Annotated in this window: 26 protein-coding genes and 2 pseudogenes; 17 read left to right on the plus strand and 11 right to left on the minus strand. The window is 68.0% G+C overall.

The window, feature by feature from the left end:
- Window positions 1-67: 67 nt before the first annotated feature.
- Together T398_RS22045 and T398_RS22050 are read right to left on the minus strand one after the other, a co-directional pair.
- Window positions 68-745, minus strand: a complete 678-nt coding sequence (locus tag T398_RS22045; RefSeq protein WP_496449672.1) for a response regulator — start codon at window positions 743-745, stop codon at window positions 68-70.
- Window positions 742-1,935 carry a sensor histidine kinase gene (locus T398_RS22050; protein WP_496449624.1) on the minus strand — a complete coding sequence of 398 codons (1,194 nt, stop codon included), beginning with the start codon at window positions 1,933-1,935 and terminating at the stop codon, window positions 742-744. Before T398_RS22050 ends, T398_RS22045 begins: the two co-directional genes overlap by 4 nt.
- Before the next feature lie 111 nt (window positions 1,936-2,046).
- Between T398_RS22050 and T398_RS22055 the strand changes: the two genes are divergently transcribed.
- The 3 genes from T398_RS22055 to T398_RS22065 all read left to right on the plus strand — a co-directional run bounded on the left by T398_RS22055 (window position 2,047) and on the right by T398_RS22065 (window position 4,142).
- Window positions 2,047-2,964, plus strand: coding sequence for an ABC transporter ATP-binding protein (locus tag T398_RS22055; protein WP_496449625.1), 918 nt, complete (start codon window positions 2,047-2,049; stop codon window positions 2,962-2,964).
- Window positions 2,961-3,803 carry an ABC transporter permease gene (locus T398_RS22060; protein ID WP_496449627.1) on the plus strand — a complete coding sequence of 281 codons (843 nt, stop codon included), beginning with the start codon at window positions 2,961-2,963 and terminating at the stop codon, window positions 3,801-3,803. Before T398_RS22055 ends, T398_RS22060 begins: the two co-directional genes overlap by 4 nt.
- Window positions 3,804-3,881: 78 nt before the next feature.
- Window positions 3,882-4,142: a hypothetical protein gene (locus T398_RS22065; RefSeq protein ID WP_496449673.1), complete on the plus strand. Its 261-nt coding sequence runs from the start codon at window positions 3,882-3,884 to the stop codon at window positions 4,140-4,142.
- A 35-nt stretch (window positions 4,143-4,177) separates the two neighbouring features.
- On the opposite strand, the pseudogene T398_RS22070 reads toward T398_RS22065, so the two are convergent.
- The 3 genes and pseudogenes from T398_RS22070 to T398_RS22080 form a co-directional block, all read right to left on the minus strand.
- Window positions 4,178-4,722: pseudogene (locus T398_RS22070) on the minus strand (sugar nucleotidyltransferase); the annotation flags it as partial.
- Window positions 4,719-5,741, minus strand: a complete 1,023-nt coding sequence (locus tag T398_RS22075; protein ID WP_496449628.1) for a Gfo/Idh/MocA family protein — start codon at window positions 5,739-5,741, stop codon at window positions 4,719-4,721. The pseudogene T398_RS22070 and the gene T398_RS22075, both read right to left, overlap by 4 nt.
- 64 nt (window positions 5,742-5,805) lie before the next feature.
- Window positions 5,806-5,976 carry an NDP-hexose 2,3-dehydratase family protein gene (locus tag T398_RS22080; RefSeq protein ID WP_496449629.1) on the minus strand — a complete coding sequence of 57 codons (171 nt, stop codon included), beginning with the start codon at window positions 5,974-5,976 and terminating at the stop codon, window positions 5,806-5,808.
- Between the two features lie 34 nt (window positions 5,977-6,010).
- On the opposite strand from T398_RS22080, the pseudogene T398_RS22085 reads away from it, so the two are divergent.
- The 3 genes and pseudogenes from T398_RS22085 to T398_RS22095 form a co-directional block, all read left to right on the plus strand.
- Window positions 6,011-6,246: pseudogene (locus T398_RS22085) on the plus strand (DUF6297 family protein); the annotation flags it as partial.
- A gap of 774 nt (window positions 6,247-7,020) precedes the next feature.
- Window positions 7,021-7,215 carry a hypothetical protein gene (locus T398_RS22090; protein WP_496449631.1) on the plus strand — a complete coding sequence of 65 codons (195 nt, stop codon included), beginning with the start codon at window positions 7,021-7,023 and terminating at the stop codon, window positions 7,213-7,215.
- Window positions 7,216-7,254: 39 nt separating this feature from the next.
- A complete protein-coding gene (locus T398_RS22095; protein WP_496449633.1) occupies window positions 7,255-8,136 on the plus strand; it encodes a TIGR01777 family oxidoreductase in 882 nt (293 codons plus the stop codon).
- A gap of 246 nt (window positions 8,137-8,382) precedes the next feature.
- Here T398_RS22095 and T398_RS22100 read toward each other — a convergent pair whose 3' ends face one another.
- Window positions 8,383-8,751 (minus strand): hypothetical protein, encoded by a 369-nt coding sequence (locus T398_RS22100; RefSeq protein ID WP_496449634.1) that lies wholly within the window; start codon window positions 8,749-8,751, stop codon window positions 8,383-8,385.
- A 791-nt stretch (window positions 8,752-9,542) separates the two neighbouring features.
- On the opposite strand from T398_RS22100, the gene T398_RS22105 reads away from it, so the two are divergent.
- Complete coding sequence (locus tag T398_RS22105; RefSeq protein ID WP_496449675.1) at window positions 9,543-11,684, plus strand: MMPL family transporter; 2,142 nt, start codon at window positions 9,543-9,545, stop codon at window positions 11,682-11,684.
- 811 nt (window positions 11,685-12,495) lie between these two features.
- Here T398_RS22105 and T398_RS22110 read toward each other — a convergent pair.
- Entirely contained in the window at window positions 12,496-12,642 is a 147-nt protein-coding gene (locus T398_RS22110; protein ID WP_496449636.1) for a hypothetical protein, read from the minus strand.
- A 180-nt stretch (window positions 12,643-12,822) separates the two neighbouring features.
- Between T398_RS22110 and T398_RS22115 the strand changes: the two genes are divergently transcribed.
- The 5 genes from T398_RS22115 to T398_RS22135 all read left to right on the plus strand — a co-directional run bounded on the left by T398_RS22115 (window position 12,823) and on the right by T398_RS22135 (window position 15,450).
- Window positions 12,823-13,530 (plus strand): transposase family protein, encoded by a 708-nt coding sequence (locus tag T398_RS22115; RefSeq protein WP_496449638.1) that lies wholly within the window; start codon window positions 12,823-12,825, stop codon window positions 13,528-13,530.
- Window positions 13,531-13,599: 69 nt separating this feature from the next.
- Window positions 13,600-14,025, plus strand: a complete 426-nt coding sequence (locus T398_RS22120) for a hypothetical protein (protein WP_496449640.1) — start codon at window positions 13,600-13,602, stop codon at window positions 14,023-14,025.
- A gap of 31 nt (window positions 14,026-14,056) precedes the next feature.
- The gene (locus T398_RS22125; RefSeq protein WP_496449642.1) at window positions 14,057-14,551 is read left to right on the plus strand and encodes a DUF2716 domain-containing protein; all 495 of its coding nucleotides are present in this window, start codon (window positions 14,057-14,059) and stop codon (window positions 14,549-14,551) included.
- Window positions 14,548-14,859 carry a hypothetical protein gene (locus T398_RS22130; protein ID WP_496449643.1) on the plus strand — a complete coding sequence of 104 codons (312 nt, stop codon included), beginning with the start codon at window positions 14,548-14,550 and terminating at the stop codon, window positions 14,857-14,859. The genes T398_RS22125 and T398_RS22130 overlap by 4 nt, the downstream gene beginning before the upstream one ends.
- Window positions 14,860-14,913: 54 nt before the next feature.
- Complete coding sequence (locus tag T398_RS22135) at window positions 14,914-15,450, plus strand: B3/B4 domain-containing protein (protein WP_496449676.1); 537 nt, start codon at window positions 14,914-14,916, stop codon at window positions 15,448-15,450.
- Between the two features lie 31 nt (window positions 15,451-15,481).
- On the opposite strand, the gene T398_RS22140 is transcribed toward T398_RS22135, so the two are convergent.
- Entirely contained in the window at window positions 15,482-15,868 is a 387-nt protein-coding gene (locus T398_RS22140) for a ferredoxin (RefSeq protein ID WP_496449645.1), read from the minus strand.
- Between the two features lie 108 nt (window positions 15,869-15,976).
- Between T398_RS22140 and T398_RS22145 the strand changes: the two genes are divergently transcribed.
- Together T398_RS22145 and T398_RS22150 are read left to right on the plus strand one after the other, a co-directional pair.
- Window positions 15,977-17,932: a GTP-binding protein gene (locus T398_RS22145; RefSeq protein WP_496449678.1), complete on the plus strand. Its 1,956-nt coding sequence runs from the start codon at window positions 15,977-15,979 to the stop codon at window positions 17,930-17,932.
- A gap of 100 nt (window positions 17,933-18,032) precedes the next feature.
- Window positions 18,033-18,359: an aldo/keto reductase gene (locus T398_RS22150; RefSeq protein WP_496449680.1), complete on the plus strand. Its 327-nt coding sequence runs from the start codon at window positions 18,033-18,035 to the stop codon at window positions 18,357-18,359.
- Here the strand turns inward: T398_RS22150 and T398_RS22155 are convergent.
- Window positions 18,347-18,844: a YcxB family protein gene (locus tag T398_RS22155; RefSeq protein ID WP_496449647.1), complete on the minus strand. Its 498-nt coding sequence runs from the start codon at window positions 18,842-18,844 to the stop codon at window positions 18,347-18,349. The two genes, T398_RS22150 and T398_RS22155, sit on opposite strands and share 13 nt — an antisense overlap.
- 409 nt (window positions 18,845-19,253) lie before the next feature.
- Window positions 19,254-19,754: a zinc-binding dehydrogenase gene (locus T398_RS22160; protein WP_496449648.1), complete on the minus strand. Its 501-nt coding sequence runs from the start codon at window positions 19,752-19,754 to the stop codon at window positions 19,254-19,256.
- Between the two features lie 50 nt (window positions 19,755-19,804).
- On the opposite strand from T398_RS22160, the gene T398_RS22165 reads away from it, so the two are divergent.
- The 3 genes from T398_RS22165 (at window position 19,805) to T398_RS22175 (ending at window position 21,311) form a co-directional block, all read left to right on the plus strand.
- Entirely contained in the window at window positions 19,805-20,104 is a 300-nt protein-coding gene (locus tag T398_RS22165; RefSeq protein WP_496449650.1) for a VOC family protein, read from the plus strand.
- Window positions 20,105-20,546: 442 nt separating this feature from the next.
- The gene (locus tag T398_RS22170) at window positions 20,547-20,969 is read left to right on the plus strand and encodes a VOC family protein (protein WP_496449651.1); all 423 of its coding nucleotides are present in this window, start codon (window positions 20,547-20,549) and stop codon (window positions 20,967-20,969) included.
- A 171-nt stretch (window positions 20,970-21,140) separates the two neighbouring features.
- Complete coding sequence (locus tag T398_RS22175) at window positions 21,141-21,311, plus strand: hypothetical protein (RefSeq protein ID WP_496449653.1); 171 nt, start codon at window positions 21,141-21,143, stop codon at window positions 21,309-21,311.
- Window positions 21,312-21,552: 241 nt separating this feature from the next.
- On the opposite strand, the gene T398_RS22180 is transcribed toward T398_RS22175, so the two are convergent.
- Window positions 21,553-21,828 carry a hypothetical protein gene (locus T398_RS22180; RefSeq protein ID WP_496449655.1) on the minus strand — a complete coding sequence of 92 codons (276 nt, stop codon included), beginning with the start codon at window positions 21,826-21,828 and terminating at the stop codon, window positions 21,553-21,555.
- Window positions 21,829-21,851: the final 23 nt, after the last annotated feature.

Genomic DNA, 21,851 nt, shown 5'->3' on the forward strand with positions numbered 1-21,851 from the left:
GCCGGATGACGCGGGATGCCGGCCGCACGTGGTATGTGTCCATGTCTTTCGTGCGTGGCCGAACGGATCAGTGGGCGCTCGGCCGTACCAGTCCCGACTCGTACGCGGTGATGACCAGCTGCGCGCGGTCCCGGACGCCCAGCTTGCTCAGCAGCCGGGTGATATGCGTCTTCACCGTTCCCACGCCCAGGTGCAGGTGCTCGGCGATCTCGGTGTTCGACAGCCCGCGGGCGATCAGGCCGAGCACCTCACGCTCGCGTTCGGTGATCATGTCCAGCCCGCGCGGCGCGGCCGGCCCGCCCTGCCCGGTGAAAGTGGCGATCAGCCTCCGGGTCACCCGCGGGGCCAGCAGCGCCTCCCCGGCGGCCACCAGCCGGATGCCGTTGAGCAGTTCTGCTGCCGTGGCGTCCTTGACCAGGAAGCCACTGGCGCCGGCCCGGAGCGCGGAGTACACGTACTCGTCCAGGTCGAAGGTGGTCAGGATGAGCACCTTCACGTCCGCGGTCGCCGGTGCCGAGCAGATCTGCCGAGTCGCCTCGATGCCGTCCAGCTCGGGCATCCGGACGTCCATCAGCACCACGTCCGGCCGAAGCTGCCCGGCCATCCGGACCGCCTCGGCGCCGTTGCTCGCCTCGCCCACCGGCGTGTAACCGGGGGAGGCGTCGAGCAGCGCCCGGAAACTCTCCCGCATCAGGGCGTGGTCGTCGGCGAGGAGCACGGCGACGTCCGGCGCTGCCTCGGTCATGCGATCTCCTCGTTCGTGGTGTACGGGATGTCGGCGGTGACGCGGAAGCCACCCTCGGGACGGGTCTCGGTGGACAGCGTGCCGCCGTACATCGTCACACGCTCGCGCATGCCGATGAGCCCCTGCCCCGCACGGCCCCGGTCCTGCCTACGGCCCCGGCCGTTGTCGCTCACCTCGATGTGCGCCACGCCGTCCGCCGCCCGCACCGTCACCCGGCACCGGCTCGCCTCCGCGTGTTTCATCACGTTGGTCAGCGACTCCTGGACGATCCGGTAGACGGTCAGCCCGACCGCCGTCGGCAGGTCCTCCGTGCCGCTCACCGCCAGGTCGACCCGGAACCGCGGCGACTGCAGCCGCTCGACCAGATCGGCCAGGTTGGCGGCGCCGGGGGAGGGCGTCAGCTCCACGCCCTTGTCGTCGTCGGCGCGCAGCACATCCAGCAGCCGCCGGATCTCGGTGAGCGCCGACCGGCTGGTCTTCTCGATGGTCTGCAGCGCGGCCCGGCTCTCGGCCGGCCGCTCGTCGGCGATGTGGTTGGCCACGGTCGCCTTCACCGCGATCAGGCTCAGGCTGTGGCCCACGATGTCGTGCAGCTCGCGGGCGATCCGCAGCCGCTCGTCCGCGACCGCGTTCCGGGCCGCCCGGCGGGCGTGATCGGCGCGGATCGCCCGCCGCCACCGGACCAGCCGGCCGGTGACCCAGGCCGTGACCATGCTGACGACGACCACGCCCAGCTCGACCTGCCACCACAGCGGCACCTCGCTGTCCGGAGCGTCGGCAGGGGTGGTGCCGGTACGCGAGTAGAGCCACGGGATGGTGACCGCGCTGGCGGCCACGGTTCCGATCAGCGCGACCGTAGACATCACCCGGCGGGCCGTGGCCGCCGCGGAGTACAGCATCGGCGCGATCGGCAACCAGGTCATGAAGAGGACGCCTATCCCGGCCGCACCGGCGGCGGTGGCGACCGTGACGGCCGTGACCGCGACGGCCCATGCCGGAAGCGGCCATCGGCGACGGACAACCAGGGGCAGACAGGCCGCCGAGGCGGCCAGCCACGCCACCCCCGCCGAGTCGGTGATCCGCGGTCCCGGTGGGTCCAGCGTGGCGGTGGTGACGAAGTACGTCAGCGGGACGGCGGCAGCGGCGTCGATCAATGTGCCGCGCATCTCGAATCCGAAGAGCCGGGTCACGCGGACACGCTATACCGATCAGTCCGGATCGGACGTATGACCCAGGTCAGACCCGAAGTTCCGACCTCGGTCAGACGCGCCGAAACCCCCCGCGTTGACACCATGGACCACATGATCGAGCTGGTAGAGCTGACCAAACGATACGGATCGACTCTGGCGGTGGACCGGTTGTCCTTCGAGGTTCGCCCGGGCGTGGTGACCGGCTTCCTCGGCCCGAACGGGGCGGGCAAGTCCACCACGATGCGAATGATGCTGGGCCTGCACCGCCCGACGTCGGGTCAGGCCCTGATCGGTGGCCGGCGCTACGACGAGATCGGTCACCCGCTGCACGAGGTCGGCGCCGTGCTGGACGCCGACGCCGCCCACCCCGGTCGGACCGCGTCAGTCCATCTTGGGTGTCTGGCCCGATCCAACGGCATCAGTAGGGCGCGGGTGAGCGCGGTGCTGGAACAGGTCGGGCTGTCGAATGTGGCGGACAAGCGGGTCGGTGGCTTCTCCCTCGGCATGAAGCAGCGTCTCGGTATCGCCGGCGCGCTGCTCGGCGATCCGGGCGTGGTGGTCCTCGACGAGCCGGTCAACGGCCTGGACGCCGCAGGCATCCGGTGGATCCGATCCACCCTGCGGTCGCTGGCCGCGGAAGGCCGCACGGTGCTGCTGTCCAGCCACCTGATGAGCGAGATGGCGCTCACCGTCGACCGGGTGCTGATCATCGGCAGGGGCCGGCTGATCGAGGACACCTCGGTCGCGGAGATGCGAGCCCGGTTCGAACGCGACGTGCTGGTACGGACCCCGCGGGCGGCCGAACTCACCGCCGTGATCACCCGCCTCGGCGCCACCGTGACCACCACCGAGGACGGCGACCTGATCGCCGTCGGCATGGACGCCCCCGCCATCGGTGACGCCGCCGCAGCCGCCGGGATCCCGGTCCACGGCCTGACCCCACGCAGCGCCACGCTCGAAGACGTCTACCTGGGAATGACCGACGAGGCCGCCGAGTACCGGGCCACCACCGAAGGGATCACCCGATGACCATCGTCCAGACCCGCCCGGCCCCCGCTGCCCCGGTGGACACGACGGCTCCCGTCCGCTCCGGCGCCTTCCGCGACGCGGTCGCCGCCGAGTTCCTCAAGGTCCGCACGCTCCGATCGACGTGGGCGTTCCTGGGCGGCGGGGTAGCCGCGTCCCTGCTCGGCGCGCTCATCCTGTTCATGCTGGTGGGGGCCTACGACGCCGCCAGCCCCGCCGACAAACTCAAGTACGAGACCGCCGACCCGACAGTGGTCACCATGCCGTTCGTGATGTTCTTCGTCGGCGCGATCGGTGCCATGCTCATCACCAGCGAATTCGGCACCCGATCCCTGGGGCCGTCCCTGCTCGCCGTCCCGCAACGCCGTACTCTGATCGGCGCCAAAGCCACCGTCGCCGGCCTCATCGGCCTGACCAGCGGTGCCGTGTTCGTCCTGTTCGCCTTCGTCGACGCCCGGCTCCTGCTCGGCGACCGGCCCGCACCCATCAACCCCTGGCCGCAGTGGACCGACGCCATCCCCACCGTCCTCTGCTCCACCCTCGTCGTCATGGCCACCACCCTGGTCGCGATGGGTCTCGGTGCCCTGCTCCGCTCCACCGCCGGCACCCTCACCACCCTCGGCTCGCTGGTCCTGGTCGCCCCGATCTTCGCCCACTTCCTGCCCACCGTCTGGCATTTGCGCCTCGCGTCGATCCTGTTACCCGACCTCACCCCGCAACTGGCCGGCAGCAACCACCCGTACCTGCTCTCCCAGGGTGGCGCCGTCGCCGTCGTCGCCGGCTACGTCCTGCTCGCCCTCGGCGCCGGCGCGATCGCCTTCCACCGCCGGGACACCGCCTGACCCCTATCCCGGGCACGGCGCCCCAGACCCCCGACCGCTCCGCTCCCCTTTGCTCCGACGAACACGAAGGATCGAGAAATGACCGCATTCGCCGCTAGCGCCCCGCTCGCCGGCCCCGACCTCGCGCAGACTTTCGGCGGCATCGCCTTCTGGGGCACCATTCTGGCCATCCACGTGATTCTCTTCGGCGCCACCCTGGTCAGCATCTCCCGGGCGCAGCTGAGTTCCGGCTCCCGCAAGCGCTGGATCTGGCTGGTCGTCCTGGCCCCGGGGATCGGCATCATCCTCTGGTTCGCTTCCGGCCGCCCAGCTACCCGCAACCGCCCCAGCAGCGCCTGATCCGAAGACTCCCGCCGCGCGGCTTCCCCCGTCGCCACGACCTCGTTGTCGTACAGGTAGAGGCCGGTGATCGCCAGGTTGGACCGCTGCTGACGCGGCTTTTCATCGATCGCGATCAGCCGGCCGGTGTCGTCGGTGACGCCCACCCCGTACCGCGCTCCGGGTCCTGCACCCGGTAACCGAAGAGCGCGCAGCCGTCCAGGTCGCGCGCCTCGTTCTGCAGCATCCGGCCGAAGCGGGTGCCGTGGAAGACGTTGTCGCCGAGTACGAGCGCGCAACTGTCGTCACCGATGTGGTCGGCGCCGATGATCATCGACTCGGCGATGCCGCGGGGCTCGTGCTGCGTGGCGTACGTGAAGTTCAGCCCGAGACGAGACCCGTCGCCGAGCAGGGCCTGGAACATCGAGGCGTCCTCGGGCCGGGTGATAACCAGGATGTCGTGGATCCCGGCAACCATCAGCGTCGAGATCGGGTAGTAGATCATCGGCTTGTCGCTGACCGGCAGCAGTTGCTTGGAGATCGGGATGGTGAGCGGGTGCAGTCGGGTGCCGTTGCCCCCGGCCAGGACGATGCCCTTCACGACAGAACTCCCGTCGGATCGCCGGTGGTGAGCCGGACGTCGGCGCTCTTCTTGACGCTGTCCATCAGGTCCGCCAGCCGGATCGAGGTGCTGGCGAACTCGTTCAGCGGATCGCCGGCCGCGACCGCGGCGGTGAACAGGGTGACGACATTGCGGAACTGATCGTCGGTGGGCAAGGTGACCTCCTCGTAGTGGTCCTGCCGATGGATGCGCACGACCGGCTGGACCCCGGGCGGTGGGGTGAAGGCGCGGTCCAGCACTATCCGCCCGGCGCTGCCGATCAGCTCGTAGCCGCTGCGGTAGCCGTGCTCCATGCCGAACTGCAGTTGGGCCGGGATGCCGGCGCCGGTGTGCAGCAGGATGCTGCCGGAGATGACCACGCCGTGCGCCGGATCCTGGCGCAGCACGGCGCCGGTCAGGGTGAGCGGGCCGGGAAGGTGGTGCAGGGCAGCCCGCACCGGGTAGACGCCGACGTCGTCGAGTACGCCGCCGCCGACTGACGGCAGGTAGCGGATGTCGCCGGCCGGCTTGGGTGGGATGGTGAAGGTGGCGGAGAAGCCGCGCAGCTCGCCGATGATCCCGTCGGCGAGCATCCGGGCGACGGCGGCGTGCTGGGAGTGCTGCAGAAACATAAAGTTCTCAAACAACACGAAGCCCCGGCGCTCGGCTAGGGCGTAGAGGTCACGTGCCTCGGTCGCGCTGGTGGTGAGGGGTTTCTCGGCGAGCACGTGCTTGCCGGCGTTCAGCGCACGGTCGATCCACTCGGCATGCAGGACAGCAGGCAGCGGAAGGTAGACCGCGTCAACGTCGTCGCGGTCCAACAGGCGGTCGTAGCCCTGCATCGGCTCGCCACCGAACCGGGCGGTCAGATCGGCCGCCTTGGTGAGGTCGCGGCTGGCCACTGCGGTGACCACGGTGGCCGGCTCGGCGTCCAGTGCCGGCAGCATCTTGCGCCGCGCGATATCCGTGCAGCCAATGATCCCGAAGCGCAGCGGAGCGTTCATCACGAGTCCCTTCACTGCAGTGTGTGTACGCCCGCGAGCAGGCTGCGCAGCTCGACGTTGAGGTAGTTGTAGTGCCGCGTCAGCCGGGACCGTTGGCGCAGCGACACCCAGTGGTGGTGGTCGCCGGGCGTGTTGCCGAATCGGGTCCGGCCTCGACGACCAGGTAGCGGTTGCGGGCGTGGTAGAAGCGGCCGCCCTCCTCGGTGTGCACGACGTCGTAGCGGATCCGGGACGGATCCGCGGTCAGCACCTCGTCCAGATATGTCGGCCGGGCCTCCGCCGGGGCCTCGAACCCGGCGATGTTGCGGCTATTCGGCGCCCTGGGCCGCCGGGCGACCGCTCAGCGGCTCGGGTCCCCACCGTTGTCGCCGGCGTGTGGCTCGTCATTACCCTGGTCGCGCGGCAGGCCACCGGCTCGCTCGCCGGACCGTGGTGGGCGCTTGGCTTGCTGGCGGGACCGGCCGGCGCGGAGGGCGCCATCCAGCGGGCGAAGCCGAGCACCGCCTCGATCGGCACCATATCGACGTACGCTTTTGCCGCGATACGGGTGGTGTCGGTTTGGTCGCGGGAATGCGGCCGTTGTTGAAGGTGATCTCGCCGAAGCTGAAACCGTGCAGGCCCATGGCGGGTTGGTGTGGGATGAGGTGGACGCTGGATCGGTCGGTTCAACCAGGACGGCGGATAGTCCGCCGGAGCCGGAGCCGGAGCCGGAGCCGGAGCCGGAGCCGGAGCCGGAGCCGGAGCCGGAGCCGGTGTGTGCGATGCCGCCGTGCAGGTCAGCGGGGTTCCTAGGCTTGGGTCGGCTTCAAGGTCTTGACAATTGTGATCGCGGTGGGGTGACGGCTCATGTTGCCCTCGGACACGTACAGTTACCCCACAGTAATCAGCGTCGGGCTTAGCCTCGACGCTGATTTTGTTTTGGCCGGGGTTGTAGGTGAGGGCGAGCCGTAGCTCGCGGTAGACGGTGCTTTTGTCCTCGCTGTGGGCCGCAAAGCGCGAATCGTGTGGGAACGCCTCATCACGCAGCACCCACGCTACTTCGCCCACTGGGCCTGGGCCCGTAACCCTCTGATGACGGCCAGGGTGGTACGAGCGGAGTGACGGGAGACTGTCACGCTCCGTTCCGTGGGAGCCCGGAGGTGAGATTCCTCCGGGCGACCCGACCCTGGGGTGGGCGTCCGCCGAGGAACCTGCTTTCGATTTTCGCCTGGGAGGTCATTGCGGTGCGGACGCGGACTTTCACCCGAGTTCGTTCGCCTTTGGACATACCGCCGGAGACGCTCATGATAAGATCATGGGCTTCGGACTCAGGGTCGATCGCGCCGTCGACTTCCGGCACCCGCAGGCCGACGGCGTAGTGCGAGAAAACGGGCATGGTCAGGCTGTACTGGTTGCCGTAAAAAGCGCGTTGGGGCTCACCGATGACGACGGCGTCGAAACCGCGGTTCGGGTCGGCGAGAACGTCAAGAAGCTTGGCGGCGGGGTATGACCGCCACACGGGGGACTGTCCCCAGAGAGGGGGGGCTCGGTGCGGGTAGCGGTCACTGGTGCCAGCGGTATGGTCGGCACGGCACTCGTTGAGCACCTCCGCGCCGAAGGCCACGAGGTCCGGCGCGTCTCGCGGCGGCTGCCGACGCAGCTCAGCGACATCCAGTGGGATCCGGCCGAGGGCCGGCTGGCCCGGGCCGACCTCGCCGACCTCGACGCGGTGGTGCATCTGGCCGGAGCGAATATCGGTACGCTGTGGACCGCCAAGAACCGGGACCGGATCTATCGCTCCCGCATCGACGGCACCAATCTGTTGGTGGCGGCTCTCGCCGGGGCGCGGTCGGCACCGGTCCTGGTCACCGCGTCGGCGATCGGCTACTACGGCGATCGCGGGGACGAAGAGTTGACCGAGGAGAGTCAGCCGGGGGTCGGATTCCTGGCCCGGCTCTGCCAAGACTGGGAGGCCGCTGCGGCGCGAGCCACAGAGCACGGTTGTCGGGTGGTGCAGACCCGGTTCGGGGTCATCCAGGCCCGCGATGCCGGCATGTTGGTGGCCATGCGGCGCTCCGCGCTCGTCGGGCCGGTGGTCCGCTTCGGGCACGGGCGGCGTCACCAAAGCTGGGTGGCACTCGACGACGTCACGCGCGCCATCACGTTCGCGCTCGCTACTCCAGCGCTTGCTGGCCCGCTCAACGTCACCAGCCCCAACCCGATCACGAATGCGGCGTACGCGGCGACGTTGGGGCGGATCATGCGGCGCCCGGTCATTGCCGTACCTCCGCTGTTGCCGCGGATCGCGCTGCCCGGTGTGGCCGACGAGCTGCTGCTGCAGAGCGCGAAGGTCCTGCCAGGGCGATTGCTGTCGGCGGGGTTTCAGTTCCGCTACCCGACCCTCGACAGCTGCCTGCGAGCGCTGCTGTGACTGGGCCACGATACCCCCTCCGGTTGAGAGGCTACCGGCGGTCGCGACCGTACGGGGGCCGAGTCAAGGACTTCGATACGCGAACATTCAGCGAGGCGCTGACGCGCCGCGGCCCGTTCGGCCGGCGGTTCCTTCCCGGCGTGGCGCCGCGCGCGCCGTGGGTCGCAGCAGGTGATAGCGGCCCGCGCGTGCCAGCGCTCAACGAGGTTGGTGAAGGGAAGAGTCCGATAGCGCCGACATGATGCCTCAGCCGCGCTGTCGAATCGCACCAACCACCAACAAGGTCGTGCTGGGCAGATAGAAAAGGCCCACCGAGGCCGCACCGAGGATGACACTGATGCCGAGCACCGAGGCCGAGGCGATCGCCACCGGCCGCCGCGCGCGCCTTGGCGTGACCAGCGGGGCGGCGGCTACCGCCACCGGGATCAGGAGCAGGGCGGCCGCACCCCAACCGGCGACCTTTAGCAAGCTCTCTCGGTCCGTGGTTTCCACCGTCCCGGCGGGCTGGCCTGCCTCCATGGGCGTGCCGACGACGGTGCTCTCGGCGCTCTCGGCCAGCGGTAGGAACAGCAGCGCGGCGCTCACCGCCATCGTGAGCAGAAAGGCTGCGAACAACCAGCGATTGTCCGAGACGGTGAGCGACCATCTGCGGTTGCGCGTAACGGCTTGCTGAGACATCCGCGTTCCTCCGCTGTCGTTGTCGTCCTGGCTCCGGCGGTGCCGCCGTGCAACGTGCTGCCGACTTCCTGATGCTATCGATGTTAGTTAGCTTCTCTTGGGCAGATTCCCGCTCACCGTCCGGTTCCTTCACGGCCGACGCCACGGGGCTGGGGCTCGGGACTGGTGGCCGGCGTCGACTTCCATCTTGGTTTCAGTCCGGAGCGGATCGACCTCGGCAATCAACGGCGGAATTTATCCAATATGGATCTAGGCGTGGAGCGGGTCTCGTTCGGTTCGGGTGGGCTTGACATGGCGGATGCGGTGGTCATCCTGACCGACCACGATGACTTCGACTACGACCTGGTGCCCGCCGTTCCCGGTACGTTTTGGACTGCCGACGCAGACTGCGCCCGGGTCCGAACGTGGAACTGTTGTAGGCGTTCTGCCCATAGCCGCAAGTCGCTGGACGTCGGCGGTCTGCGCGGCGTCGCGAGGGCTGCCGCGGCGACGGGTGTCGCGTTGTCCCGCAGGCGTCGGACATCATATGCTGCCGATGGCTTGACGGTCGATGGGATACGCGCTGCCCGGTGCGGGGCTCGATGTTCGCGGAAGCTTCACGTAGGACCTGGAAGGTGGCAAGGATGAGAACGCTCGCCGCACTCGCTCACAGCAAGAGAAAGGCCGTTATCTATATCTCGGCCGCTCTGTTCGTAGTTGCTGGTGCGGTCGGTGGTGGAGTAATTCCGATGCTTTCCACCGGCGGCTTCACCGACTCCCGGACAGAGTCCGCGCGCGCGAGCGAGTTTATCCAGCGGGAGTTCGGCACCGGCGCACCCAACCTGATCCTGCTCGTTGGTGCCGACCAGGGCGTGGACGATTCCGCTGCGACGCGGGCCGGCACGGAGCTGACCAGCCGGTTGGCGGCTGAGCCGGGCGTCGCCGAGGCGACGTCCTACTGGACGCAGCAACGCCCTGCCGCGCTGCGCAGTAAGGACGGCGACCAAGCCCTCGTTCTGGCCCGGATCGAGGGCGACGAGGACGAGGTTAACAGTCGGATGGAGGTGCTCGGCGAGCGCTACAGCGGCGAGGTGGACGGGCTTCGGGTGCAACTCGGCGGCGCCGCCGAGGCGAACCGTGAGATCATCGAGAACACCGAGCGCGACCTGATCAAGATTGAAGCAATCACCATCCCGATCGTCTTTGTCATTCTCATCTTCGTGTTCCGGGGCCTCGTGGCGGCTTTCCTTCCACTGCTGGTGAGCGTCCTGACCATCGTGTCGGTGCTTCTGGTGATCCGACTGTTGACCACGTTCACCGATGTCTCGGTGCTGGCCACCAACGTCGCGACCGGCCTGGGCCTGGGGCTAGCGATCGACTACAGCCTGTTCATCCTCACCCGCTACCGCGAGGAGCTACGTCAGGGTGCGGCGATGGACCGGGCCATTTCGGCGACGCTGGCCAGTGCGGGACGCACCGTGGTGTTCTCCGCGATCACCGTCGCCCTTTCGCTGAGCGCACTGCTGATCTTCCCGTTCGCCTTCCTACGCTCCTTCGCCTACGCCGGTATTCCGACGGCGTTGATCGCAGCGCTGATCACCATCACGACCCTGCCGGCGTTGCTGGCCGTGCTGGGCCCCCGCGTGGACAAGTTCCAGATCTTCCCGCGTCGCAGGGAACCGGATCCCGAGCGGGGCTTCTGGCATCGACTTGCTACGTCGGTAATGCGGTTTCCCATCCCGGTGGCCGCTGTGGTCATCGTCGTGATGCTCTTCCTCGGCGCCCCGTTCCTCGGGCTGCGGATGGGATTGGCCGACGAGCGGGTTCTGCCCCAGGACGCCAGCGCGAGCCAGGTCGGGGCAACCCTGCGCGGGGAATTCTCATCGATGGATTCACAGCCACTCAACGTGGTGCTGCCCGACGCCCCGGCGAGTGCCGATCGCGCATCCGCAGTGACCAGCTATGCCGCGAGCGTGTCGCGGCTGCCCGACGTGGCCCGTGTCGACACGGTGACCGGGAGCTTCGTGGACGGTACGCGGATGACCGAGGCGACCGTCCAGGCGACGCGGTTCGCGACCGACAGCAGCGTATACCTGGCCGTCACGCCGTCGGTGGACAGCAGGTCGACCGAGGGTGAGCAACTGGTCAAACAAATCCGGTCACTGTCCGCGCCATACGAGGCGCAAGTGAGCGGACCAGCGGCCGAACTGGTCGACTCGCTCGACTCCCTGTATTCTCGGATGCCGCTGGCACTGGCGCTCATCGCGGCCAGCTCGCTCGTGGTGCTTTACCTCTTCACCGGCAGCGTGGTGATTCCGCTCAAGGCCATTGTGCTCAACTGCCTGAGTCTCAGTGCTACCTTCGGCGCGCTCGTCTGGGGTTTTCAGAACGGTCACCTCGAGGGGATCGTCGGCGAGTTCGAGGCCACGGGCACCATCACCTGGACGGTGCCGATCCTGCTCTTCTGCATCGCGTTCGGCCTGTCCATGGACTACGAGGTGTTCATTCTTTCCAGGATCAAGGAGGAGTACGACCGCACCGGCGACAACACCCTCGCCGTGGCCCGTGGACTGGAACGGACTGGCCGTCTGGTGACCGCAGCCGCGATCCTCATGGCCGTGGTCTTCCTCGGGTTCATTATCTCCGGCATCGTCTATCTGAAGGCCATCGGTGTCGGCCTGGCGTTGGCGATCCTCATGGATGCGTTCCTGGTCCGGGGGGCACTCGTGCCCGCCTTCATGCGACTGGCCGGTCGGTTCAACTGGTGGGCCCCCGGACCCTTGCGTGCCCTGCACCGCAGGATCGGCATCAGTGACTCCGATGGTGACGGCCACACACGGCACAGCGTCCAGCCAGGCAGGTCCATCCCTGTTGCCAGTGAGCCCGAATAGCTGGCTTGGTCGGTCGGGGTCGCGGCCCGATCGGTCTATAGGACCTGGCGCGGGCGGTGGTGTCGGTCCGGTGCAGCACGCTGATCGCGCTGCGCCGGCCCGCCATGGTGAGCAGCAGCGATGGGAAACCGTAGTACCCATGGCCCTCCCTGCCGTCGGTAGCCAGGTACTGGAGTAGGTGGGCGGCCATCTCAGAAACCTTGCTGTCGACGATGCCTTCGGATGCTGGGGCCCGGAAGCGATCGGCCTGGATCCGTCCTTATTGGGCCGGCGCCGGACGGCGCGCCGTAACCGGGCGAGGCCCGTGGAAGGGGCGACGTAATCTATCCGGGCTGTCGCGGCCCGAAATGACTGCCAGCTTCGGCTACGGCACCGACGGTCGACGGTCGGATCGCATCATCAACGGCGCGACCATGACCTACCTCTACGACGGTCTGAACCCGCTGCAGGAAAAGGTTAACGGTGTCGTCGCCGCGACCATGACCAGCGCTGGCATTGATGGGTGGCAGCTACGTGAATCTGGAAGACCGTCCTTGGTCTATCGCCGAGCGTTTGGGCCTGCCGTGACAATGCCGGGCCGCAGCACTGGGGTCGTGGCGGGCGCACCCCTGGTCCCGGCCCTCCCTGGAACGCCCATCGTCGACACCAACCCGATCAGCCAACTCTTCACGGCCGTACGCGGGTTTGGTGCACGGAACCGTCGCCGCCGGCCAACTCGGCTTGGTTGGCCTCTCGATCGGTGCGCTCTTGGTGATCTTCGGACCGCTGACCATGGTGCTCTACCACAAGCGTAAGAACGGTTGATCGGCCTTCAGCGGGACCGGTGCACGGGGGTAAGCCGCTCCAGGTCCGCGATGACGTTTACCGCGCTGGGCGTGGCGTTGAATTCGGCCTGGAGGTGTTCGGCGTCGGTTCGGAAGGACGGATTCTCGATTAGCCGGACCAACTCCCGAAGCATTCGGCCAGTGAGGCTTATTCAGCGAGGCTTAGAATGTTCACAGTGGAGCCCTGAGTGTAGAGGACGGTCCGCTTTTAGTAGGATGGAGTTTCCACACAACACCGCACGAAAAGCGAACCGCCGAACTTGTATCATACCACCGGGTTCACCCGAAGCCAGATCCGTGACCTATGCGTCCTCGTGAACGCGGCGGCCGACAATATGGGCGCGAAGCCCTGGTCGCCAATTCTCGGTCTTTACCGATCTGTCGTTGTCGCCCTGACCTACATGCGCAGAAACCGGGTCCAGGCCGAGATTGCCGAGTCTGCCGACGTCTCTCAATCGACGATTTCCCGGGCGATCACTGCCGTCACCCCGTTGATTAATCAGGCGTTGGCCGAGTTCGTGCCCACCGCCGACGACCGCAGTCCCGACGTGCGATACGTCGTGGACGGCACCCTGCTGCCGTGCTGGTCGTGGCGGTCCTGCAGGGCGCTGTTCTCGGGCAAACACAAGACCGCCGGAATGAGCGTGCAGGTGTGCTGCACCCTCGACGGCGGACTGGCCTGGATCTCCGATCCCGTCACCGGAAACCGTCACGACTCTTACTCGATCAACGAATCGGGAGTGCTCGTCACCCTCGATCCGGCGAACTGGATGGGCGACAAGGGGTACGTCGGCAACGACATGATCACCCCATACAAGAAGCCACAGGGCGACGAACTTAAGAACTGGCAGAAAGAATACAATCGGCAGGTTAACCGAATTCGGTGGATCATCGAGCAGGTGATCGCGAACTTCAAAACCTGGCGGATCATGCATACCGACTACCGGAGGCCGCTGAAAACTTTCACCGAAACCATCTCTTGCGTCATCGGCCTAGACTTCTACCGAATGCTCGCTGAATAAGCCTCATTGTTGGGCTGATTGAGGTGGTTCGCGAGTTCCTACCGGGCAGCTGAAGGGGAGCTGGTGACAGTGGACGAGGATGAGATTCTGCACCGCTACGGCCTGCATCCAGTCGTGGAACACCACGATCAGGTTCGTGACCTGCTCATGGCCCAGACTCGGCTTGAAGGGCAGAGCCAGGGTTACGGCGACACGGAGGTGATGAAGCTCTGCTGCGTCCAGCTGTTCCATGCCGGCGTGATGAGCGACGTTCTGACGATCTGGCGGGCGAAGTCGTCAAGTTGGGACGCGTTTTGCTCGATTGACGTCCAGTTGCTGTGCGGCGGCGGGCTGACCGAGACTAAGGCATACCTGCTCACGGAGGGTTCCGACGACGCCGCGCAGGCGCTGGATCACCTCCACCGTAGTGAGGCCGCAGGGGACTTCGCCGACTTCTCGGTGGAGAAACAGGCGTCCTCGTACGCCGACTACTACCACCGCCCGATTCGAGTGTGAGCAACCAATGGCGACGAGGGCGTATCGGGAGTTGGGCGGCGACGACGTGGCGGTCTGGGACCGCTTCTACGCAACGTTCGACTTCCGACCCAGCATGCGCCGTTTCCCGGCGATCACCGAGCCGACTCCATCGGTCACCTGGAGTCTGAGCGGCCTCGGCGACGATCCCGGCTGCACCCGGCTGGATCGCCTGACCGAGGTGGTACACGCTGGGCTCACCGCGCTTGTGGGCACGGGCTCGATCCTGTGTTTGGACTGGCAGCACCCGTGCTACCGGGTCTGGCCGAGCCTTGTCGGACCCGAGAACATCGATCCGCCGCGCCAGCCCGGCTGGCCGCTCTCGCCGTACCCCGACGGCGACTACTACATCTACCTCGCCGAGAACTTCCGGTTCGGTACCTTCGGCCACCCGTGGGAGCTGTCGCTGTGCGTGTTCGGCGGCGACCTGCTGGACCTGGTAGAAGCCGATCTGCATGAGGTTCTCGGCCAAGTTATGCGCCGTGACGGTCGGCAGGTGCCCGCATGATCCAACTCCTCGTCCACGAGCTGATGACGCTCGGTACCGAAGCCGGGGCGCACCAGCGCCTGCTCCAAGCGCTCGCCCGGACGGCACCGCCGTCGGCGTCGATGGCGCCGGTGGCCGCCGATCCACCCGTAGAATGGACCGACTCGCCCCGCCATGGGCCCACCCGGGAGGACGACATGGCGCTTTCCTTCGGACTCGACGACGCGGTGCTGGCGGACTTTCCCGAGAGCCAGGTGCGACTGGTCCTGGCCGACGGTGTCCGTAACGACGGGTCGTGGCCGCTCACCGATCGACTGATCGACGAGTAGACGGCAGACCTGGCAACGGGCAGGTGGCAGCCGCACGACGAGTCCCGGCCCACGATCGGCTCGTGGCACGAGGCGTACCGACGGTTCGGCACCAACCCCCGACGGACGCGGCCCAGCGTGGACGCGTTGAGCCGCCGCCTGGCCAAGGTGGGACGGCTGCCCAGGGTGAATCCCGCGGTCGACGCGTACAACCTGGTGTCGGTGCGGCACGGGATTCCGGCCGGCGCCTTCGACGTCGCCAGCATCGACGAGCCGGTGGTCGTGCGCCCGGCCCAACCGGGCGATGGATTCACCCCGCTCAACGAGACGGACCGGCGGGAGGAGCCGGGCCCCGGTGAGGTGGTGTACGCGGTCGGTTCGGAGGTGCTGACCCGGCACTGGAACCACCGCGACTGTGACCGCAGCAAGGTCACGCCTGCCACCCGACGGGTCGTCTTCATCCTGGAGCGGGTCAGCGCGTCGGCGGTCCCCGACGAGGCCATGATCGCGGCGCAGGACCTGCTCGTGGAGCTGGTCACCCCACACGCGGAACGGATCACCGTGCTGGCCCTCTCCGCCGACTCACCCCGGACGGAGACCGTCTCGGTGTGAGCGCCGGCCGGGACGCCCAGCCGCGGGCAGCTCAGCCTTGCGTCACCCGGATGGCCCTGGCCGGGCAGAGCGCTGAGGCGGTCAGCACCCGGTCGGTCGAGTCCGGGCCCGGCTCCTTGTCGAGCAGCACCACCACCCCGTCGTACGAGTCCTGGTCGAAGACCTCTGCGGCGGGGCGGTTGTCGGGTGGGTTCGAGCTTGTGTAGGCGGCGGCCGTCGGCGGCTTTGCCTGGGTTGGGTGTGGTCCGGCGTCGGCGAGGCGGTACCCGGAGGGCGGGCGTCCGCCGAGAAACCTGCCTTCGACTTTCGCCTGGGAGGTCGTTGTGGTGCATTTAGTTGTCGGCTCGTCACGTTCGGATGGTGGTCGATATCGGTGGCGGCGTCGCCGCGGGCGTGCCAACCTGGGGCGGCCCGCCATTGATTTCAGTGGGCAGGGCGCGTAGCCACCACGATTACGATGAGGAGTGACAAATGCGAGCAGCTTCCACGATCCGGACCCTTGACCGTCCTACCGTGGAGTTCTGCCTTGGCGTTGTTGAACCTCGGAATCGTCGCCCATGTTGACGCTGGAAAGACCAGTCTGACCGAACGCCTGCTCTACGAGGCCGGTGCCGTGTCCCAGCTGGGCAGCGTGGACGCCGGCACGACGCGGACCGACTCGATGGCGCTGGAGCGCCGGCGCGGAATCACCATCCGGGCGGCGGTCACGTCCATCATGATCGGTGATGTGAGCATCAACCTGTTGGACACCCCCGGCCACCCCGACTTCATCGCGGAGGTCGAGCGCTCGCTGGCCGTGCTTGATGCCGCCGTGCTCGTGGTGTCGAGCGTCGAGGGGGTCCAGCCGCAGACCGTCGCCATTTGGCGGGCGCTGCGCCGCATCGCCGTACCGACAGTGCTCTTCCTTAACAAGGTGGACCGCCGCGGTGCCGACGTAAACCGGGTAATGGCCGAGGTACGCCAGCGGCTCGGGGCGCGTGCGGTCATGCTCACCACGGCCGTCGCCCAGGGCGGCTGCGATGCCCGGGTGCGGGCCGTGGGCCTCGACGCCGAACCGGTGCTGGAGGCGGTGGCGGAGATCGACGACGACGTGGCGGCGCGGTGGCTGACCGACGAGCCGGTGCGTGTCAGCGACGTCCGCCGGGCGATCCGGAACTCGGTGCGCCGCGCCGAACTCGCCCCGGTGGCGTGCGGCTCCGCGATCACCGGAGCCGGGGTGCGGCAGCTGTGCCACCTCCTGGCGGACTTGCTCCCGCGCGCCGAGGAGCGGGACGGTCCACTGGCGGGTACGGTCTTCGCCGTCGATCGGGACGGGCACGGCCGGCGGGCCTGGCTACGGTTGTGGTCCGGGCGTCTGCACGTACGGGATCGGGTGCAGCTCGCCGAAGCGCGCCCCCAGACGGTGACCCAGGTCGCCGTCATGGAGCCCGACGGCGTCCTGGTGCGCCCCAGCGTGTCCGCCGGGCAGATCGCCGCGGTACGCGGCGTGTCGGCCCGCATCGGCCAGCACATCGGGGACCCGCCGCGGCGGCACGTCTACCGGTTCCCACCGCCGACCAGGCAGGCGGTCGTCGAGCCCGTCGAACCGGACCAGCGCTTGGCGATGTTCGCTGGCCTGGCCGAGCTGGCCGACGAGGACCCACTGGTGGACTTGCGGCTCGACGAGCAGCAGGCGGAGGCGGTGATCCGCCTGCACGGCGAGGTCCAGAAAGAGGTGCTGGCTGCCCTCATGGAGGACCGGTACGGCGTCCGGGTGCGGTTTTCCGGCACGCTGACGGCCTGCATCGAACGGGTCGCCGGCACCGGAGCCGCCGAGGAGCGAGCCCACGAGTACGGCAACCCGTACCTGGCTGGGTTGGGGTTGCGCATCGAGGCCGCCCCGGTCGGACACGGCATCGAATTTCGCCCCGGTATCGAGCCCGGCCGGCTACCACCGGCATTCGTCGCGGCCACCGAGGAGGGCGTGCGGGCCGCGCTCCGACAGGGCCGGCACGGCTGGCCGGTCACCGACTGCACGGTCACCATGATGACCTCCCGATACTGGCCGCGACAGAGCAGGCCGCACCAGAAGTTCGACAAGTCCCTCTCGACGGTAGCGGCGGACTTCCGCAATCTCGCCCCGGTCGTGGTCGCCGCGGCGCTGCGCCGGGCCGGTACCCGGGTGTGCCAGCCGATTGAGCGATTCGACGTCAACCTTCCGCAGCATGCGGTGGAGAGGGTGATGGCGTTGCTCGGCCGGCTGGGAGCAGTCGTCCACGATACCGCCGTCGCCGGTGGGTACCTCGAGGTGGCTGGCACCCTGCCGTCGGCGCGGGTGCCGCAGGTCGTCGCTGCGCTTCCCGACCTCACCGGCGGCGAGGCCGTCCTGACCACCACCTTCGACCACTATGCGCCGGTGACCGGTGAGGACCCGTCGACGTTACCTCGGCGGGGACCCGATCCGGGTGATCGAGAGGCATGGTTCCGTGCCGTACCGCGGTAGTGCCGGACTGCGGGGGAGTACCTGGCCGCCGTCGGGCGGCCCGGCGCGACGCGGAGGGAGGCCCGAGCATGATGAGGTCCGCCGTCTCGGCAACTCCGGGCTGGTGGTGTCGGTCGTCGGTCTGGGGTGCAACACCTTCGTTCGCATGATCCACATCGACGATGCCCGTGCCGTCGTCGACGCCGCCCTCGACGCCGGCATCACCTGCTTCGCCGCCGCGAACATCTACGGTGCCGGTCGGGGCGAGTCCGAGCCGATGCTCGGGGCGGTCCTCAAGGGCCGCCGCGACGATGTCGTGGTTGCCACGAAGTTCGGCATGAGCCCGGCTCTGCGCCAGTGCAGTGACGTCAGTGCATCGTCACTGATCAACCACTGCAAGATTGGCAGGACACGGCTTCGTCCCCGAATGCGATCTCATCGGACCTGAAGTAGCCCGCGTTCGGCCAGGTAGGCGCGGAGCGTCTCGGCGTCCTCGGCAGACAGCAACCGGCGGGGGATTACGGTCGCCGGCATCTGACCGACGTACAGGATCCAGAACTCGGGGGTGTCCTTGACCTGATCGACCCCGTCCCAGGCGATGCCGCTGGACTGCGAGCCACTGCGCATCAGAATGTTGTCGTCAGTAATCTCATAGGCCCCCTCGACGGCGTAGCCACTGGACCGGCGCCGGGCGCGCAGCCGGACCCACGGCCAGTACAGCATCGCCAGCAGGCCACCCATGAGCATCGTCAGCCACAGCGGCTGGATCTGGTCGCCCCATCCGAGGCTCCGCGATACGGCGAGGCCGGCCGTCCCCGCCGCTGCCAGCGCGGCGCCGAGGCATAGGTACTTGCGTAGCTGATCAATGGTGAGCGCAGCGGCCACGCGGCTCGGGTAGGCGGGATCTGCCGGGACGTCAAAACGGATGTGCACGCCAGAACGATAGTGCCCCACAGCCCGCGACCGCTTCGCCCCCAGCAAGGGGCACGCGAGCTCCGCCCTTGTACGCCCTCCTCGCGGAGTCCAGGTTCATCGCACCCGAGGAGACCGCCGAGTACGGCAAGACGGGCAGCCGCCTCGCCGGCACCCGCTGCGCCGCCCGGAAAGCGTGGAGTCCTCCACCGGCTCGCTCGGCACGGCGCGAAGATGACTGGGGGAAGCGGGCATGAGCGACATCGTGCTCAGCCAGCAGCAGTGGGACGATCTCTGCCAACGCGCCGATGCCCACCGGGCCTCACCGCCCGAGCCTGCACGCCCGCCCGGCCCGCCGGGCAGCGAGACGGTGACGACAGCAGGAAGCCATACGAGAATGCCGTGTTGGGCCGATTCGCGGTTGGGGAGCTCAATTCGAAGTGATGACGATCTTGCTGCGGACGTGGCCGCCCTCCATCTCGCGGTGGGCGTCGGCCGCTCGGTGCAGCGGATGGCGGCCGGAGACCTCGATCCGAGGCGCACCCCGGTCATACAGCTCCACGAGCTCCGCGAGCCGGTCGCGGCTCCGTTGGCTGAAGATGGCCCGGACACCGAGCTGCCCCACCCGGTCGAAGTCCACGAGTGTGCCGATCCGGTCAGGGTCGGCGACCAGCTTCACCGAGGCGTCGAGGGCCGCACCGCCGGTGGCGTCCAGAGCGGCCGTGACCCCGCCGGGCGCCAGTGCCTGCACCCGCTCGACCAGCCCGTCGCCATACTCGGAGGGCACGGCACCCAGTGAACGCAGATAGTCGTGGTTGCGCAGGCTTGCCGTGCCGACCACCGTGGCACCCCACAGCCGGGCGAGCTGGACCGCCACCGTACCGACTCCACCGGCCGCCGCGTGGATCAGCACCGCGTCGCCTGCACCCACCCGCAGGTGGACCGGTCAACGGGTCCGTATTTGGAACGCCGGACGTGGCGGTGGCCAGCGCATTCTTCACCGAGTTGTTCGGGTGGAAGGTGCAGGTGCAGGCGCATGGTGGTCCGATCGACACCGGAAGCGCCGTGCCCGGTGGCATGCATCGCGACCCGGGCCCGCCGCAGCACTACCTCTACTTCGCCGTCGACGACATCGAGGCCGCCATGAAGCGGGTGGTGGAGTTGGGCGGTGAGGTGGAGCCGATGCGCCCCCGACCGAACAGTGGGGTGCCTTCGTCGAGTGTCGGGACAACCAGGGTCTTCCCTTCGGGCTGCACCTACCGCCGAAAAGCCTCCTCCTGAACCGCGCGTGGGCCGTGCCCGGAGACGACCGTCGACCGTGACCACCGAGCCGGTAAGGTAGGAGCCGGCACCGCGACCGACGGCGGTTAGCTCCTGGGCGGCGTCCGCACAGTCGGATTTGGTTCGGGCGGTGAGCTAGACCCGGACCCCAGCCGAGGCGAAACCCCGCGCGATCATCCTCTCGATCCCCTGGGTGCCGCCCGTGACGAGGGTGGTCTTTCCCGCTATCGAGAACAGCTCACTCATGACAACCATCAAGAGGCAAGATACTTCACCACGGTACGATGCCGAACACGCTGCTGCCTACGGCGATGCCCCGTAGATGGCGGTGCCGCCGGCCAGCGGTGACTTGTTCCTTGCGTCGCGTCGGAGCGGCCACGACGGACGCATAGAGTAGTTTCGCCCTGCGTCAATCCGTAGTACCGAGTTCGAGGAGAGCCCCATGGCCGATGCCTCCGTCGCGCCCACCGTCGCCCCGTACCTCGCCTACGAAAACCCGGCGGAGGCCATCGAGTGGCTGACCGGCACATTCGGTTTCACCAAGCTGGCCGTCTTCGACGACGGTCAGGGCAACGTTTACCACGCTGAGCTCCAGGTCGGCGAGCGTGGTCTGATTATGATCAGTGGCGTCAACTCGACCCTGCGTATCGGCGAGCCGTTGGCGCTCGGCGCCGCGTCGGCTGGCACCTTCGTCCGTCGGGAGACCGACACGGAGGTGAACGAACTTCATCGCAAGGCGGTGGCCGCCGGCGCGGAGATCCTGCTCGAACCGGAGGCGAAGCCGCACGACTCGTACGAGTTCACCTGCCGTGACCCGCAGGGGCACGTGTGGACCTTCGCGACCTACCGGACCAGCCTCGGCTGACTTCCACTCGTTCCGACTGCGGTCTCGGTCCCACCCAAGCGGGACCACCGGCAGTGTGCTGGCGCTGGTCGACAATCCGATGCAGCGTGAGCGGCTGGTCGCCGACGACACACTGCTGCCGTCGGTGGTGGAGGAACTGCTGCGTTGGGTTAGCCCGATCATGCAGTTCCGGTGACCGGTCCGGTCGTCCGGTCGGAGAGCAACTTCGTCGACGGCGTCAAGTCCCTGCCCGGGAGCTCTACTGGACAGCCCCGCCCGCGCGGGTGGTGGTGTCTGCTGATCTGCGCGATCGACGGCATCCCCCGGTTGGCGGCCAACAGCGCGGGGCTGAAGCGCTCGTGATGGTGATGCCGCCGGCATCACCATCACCGTGGCGACCGCTCGCCGCCCGCATTCGGTCATCCTCCTAGGATGGTCTAGGGGGTGTGATGCCGAGGCCGACTACGTTAGCCAAGCGCGCTTGGCTTTTGGGTCGTCTCGGCTGGTGTCCGCATGCGCGAGCAAAGCGGTTCGGGGCGCAGGCCGTGCGCGGCATGGATGTCCATCCCGGTGTGGGCGGAGTCGATCGCGTATTCCGTGTAAATCAGCCTGGCGTTGATGAGTTCGACCGTCGCAGGTCTGTCCTTTGTTGAGCAGGTGCACTGCCTGGTAGGCGGGCATCAACGGTGCTCTGCCAGGACCGTTGTCTGTTGCGGTATGTCGCCCAGGCGAGCAGGGTCAGCCATGACCAGGCCGCGACGATCATGATTCGCTGAAACAGGCCGCCCAATGCTACGAGGTTCGGCGATTGGGCGAAGGCGGCGTTCGAGAGCCCGAGGGTGACGAGGAAGACGACGGCGGTGGCAGTTGAGTACAGCATCCAGCCCCATCGAGCTACCCCCG

Source organism: Salinispora goodfellowii (genome assembly GCF_059570675.1).